This window comes from Neisseria sp. P0009.S007 (genome assembly GCF_051962515.1).
The window spans coordinates 1-2,937 of the sequence record NZ_JBQCVF010000184.1 but is presented as its reverse complement, the minus strand read 5'-3'; the positions used below and the strand labels follow the sequence as shown (position 1 = coordinate 2,937).

Annotated in this window: 2 protein-coding genes; both read left to right on the top strand. The window is 52.9% G+C overall.

Going from position 1 to position 2,937, the window contains the following annotated elements; translation table 11 throughout:
• Positions 1-1,770: polysaccharide biosynthesis protein (locus ACTHS3_RS11285; protein WP_440367978.1), on the top strand; the 1,770-nt coding region annotated here is incomplete at its 5' end.
• Positions 1,771-1,813: 43 nt separating this feature from the next.
• A partial coding sequence (locus ACTHS3_RS11280; RefSeq protein ID WP_440367977.1) for a polysaccharide export protein occupies positions 1,814-2,937 on the top strand: 1,124 nt, incomplete at its 3' end.

The following is a 2,937-nucleotide window of genomic DNA, read 5'->3' as shown; positions in this document are numbered from 1 at the left end:
TTGAGTATCGCCAACTGGCTGGCTTTCGGCAGCACCGCGTTGCTGACCATCATCCTTTTCATCCGTATCGGCCTCTACCGCGCCGTTACGCGCTTCGTCAGCATCCGCGTCCTGACCGCCGCCGCATTCGGCAGCATTATTTCGGCGGTCTTGTTCTGCCTGAGCACCCTGGTTTTTGAGCAAAAACTGCACCTTGCCCTGCCCATCGTCTATTTCTTGGTCTTGGTGGTCGGCGTGACCAGCTCGCGCATGATCCTGCGCGCGATTCTGACCGATCATCACCGCAAACAGATGACACCCGTCATCATCTACGGTGCAGGCCAATCCGGCCGACAATTGCTGGAAGCCATCAAACAGGTTAACGAATACTCGGCCATTGCCTTTGTCGATGACAACCCAAAAATCCAACGCACCGTCATCTATGACCTTGCCGTCTACAACCCCAACGAAATCCCGATGCTGATCAGCCGCTACGGCGTCCGCAAAATTCTGCTGGCGATTCCAAGTTCTACGCCGGAAGAACGCAAAGACATCATCCGCCGCCTCGAAGCATACAAATGCGAAGTCCTGACCATTCCGGGCATGAAGGATTTGGTGGACGGCAAAATCAACGTCAGCTCATTGAAAAAAATCTCTGTGGTCGATTTGCTCGGCCGCGCCCCTGTGGCACCTCGCCCTGAATTGATGAGCGCCGACATCAGCGACAAAGTCGTGATAGTAACCGGCGCAGGCGGCTCTATCGGCTCCGAACTTTGCCGTCAAATTCTCAATTGCCGGCCGACCAAACTGCTGTTGTTTGAATTGTCTGAATTTGCCCTATACAGCATAGACAAAGAATTGCGCGAAACCCAAACAGCGCAAGGCAGCCAAGTCGAAGTCGTACCGCTTTTAGGCTCGGTTCAAAACAAAGAACGCCTTAGCAGCATCATGAAGGCCTATCACGTCGACACCGTCTACCATGCCGCAGCCTATAAACACGTCCCTATGGTTGAGTTCAACACCATAGAAGGCATTCAAAACAACGTGTTCGGCACACTCTGCTGCGCACAGGCTGCCGTAGATGCAGGCGTTTCCACCTTTGTTTTGATTTCCACCGACAAAGCCGTCCGACCGACCAATACCATGGGCGCCAGCAAACGCATGGCCGAACTCTGCCTGCAAGCCCTTGCCGCCGAGCCGGAACAAAAAACACGCTTCTGCATGGTGCGTTTCGGCAATGTATTGGGTTCGTCCGGTTCCGTTGTTCCTGTATTTGAAAAACAAATTGCCGAAGGCGGCCCGATTACCCTGACTCACCAAGACATTACCCGCTACTTCATGACCATTCCCGAAGCGGCGCAATTGGTTATCCAAGCCGGCGCAATGGGTAAAGGCGGCGACGTATTCGTCCTCGACATGGGTGAATCCGTCAAAATCATCGACCTTGCCCGTCAAATGATTGTCCTCAGCGGCCTCAAAGTGAAAGACGAACAACACCCCCACGGCGACATCGAAATCAAGATTACCGGCCTGCGCCCGGGCGAGAAACTTTATGAAGAACTGCTCATCGGCGACGAGGTGCAAAAAACCACTCATCCCCGTATTATGACCGCCAGTGAAGTAATGCTTCCATGGACGCAATTATCTGACATACTGTCGGAACTCGAAACCGCTTGTTTCCAAAGCGACCAAAACAGCCTGCGCCAGCTTCTGTTGCGCGCACCGACAGGCTTCGTACCTAAAGACGGTATCTGCGACTTGGTTTGGCAACAAAACAACAAGGCCGTCTGAACATTTTCAGACGGCCCGGACACCATACTGCAAGGACTACTACATGAAAAAAACACTCTCCCTGCTTACTCTATTCGCACTGACTGCCTGCAACAGCACAACAGTCATTCCTGGTTCAACCATCAAAACCCGAACCAAAACCATTGTTTACACCGACACCGACACCGCAGCCGATACCAACCTCGACAGCCGCGTTGCCGTTTACCCCATCACGCCCAACCTGATTGAAAAAATGCGTACGCCACCCGTACTTTCCCAAGCCAACCAAGGCTTGGAGCAAAGCAAAAGCGCTTACCGCTACCGCATCGGCAGCGGCGACGTCCTCAATATCATGGTTTGGGCGCACTCCGACCTCAATTCCCCCATCCAGCAAAGCAACCCGCAAACCAACCAAGTCAGCCGCGGCGCCTGGGTGGATGAGGGCGGTTATATTACTTACCCGTTAGCAGGCAAAATTCAAGCCAAAGGCAAAACTTTGGACGAATTGCAAAATACCCTGACCAACCTTCTGAAACGCTACATCAAAAATCCTCAAGTAGCCATCAACGTTACCGAATTCCGTTCGCAACGCATTTCAGTATCCGGTGCCATCAGCCAAGCAGGTCAGCTGCCGATTACCAATATCCCGATGACCATTTTGGATGCCATCAACCAAGCAGGCGGCGTCACCCAAAGTGCCGACACCCAACACATCAAATGGACGCACAACGGCGTCGACCGCACCATTTCCCTACAAGACATGTTGCAATACGGTGATATGTCGCAAAACCACCTCCTCAGCCATGGTGACATCGTTTATGTTCCTAACAGCAGCAACAACAAAATCTACATCATGGGTGAAGTCGGCAAACAAGCCACCCTGCCGATCGGCAATCACGGCCTCAACCTGACCCAAGCGCTCGGCGAAGTGGGCGGCATGAACCAAGCCTATGCGGATGCAACCGGCGTATTCGTGATCCGCCGCGCACCTGAAGATGCGGCCAGACCTATCCACATCTACCAGCTCAACCTAAAAGATGCGACTTCTTACGCACTGGGCAGCGAATTCAAATTGCGCTCCGAAGACACCGTTTACGTTACCGCCGCCCCAGTTACCCGTTGGAACCGCGTAATGTCACAAATTACCAACTCCATCAGCAACGTCAATACCCTCGACAATACGTTTAA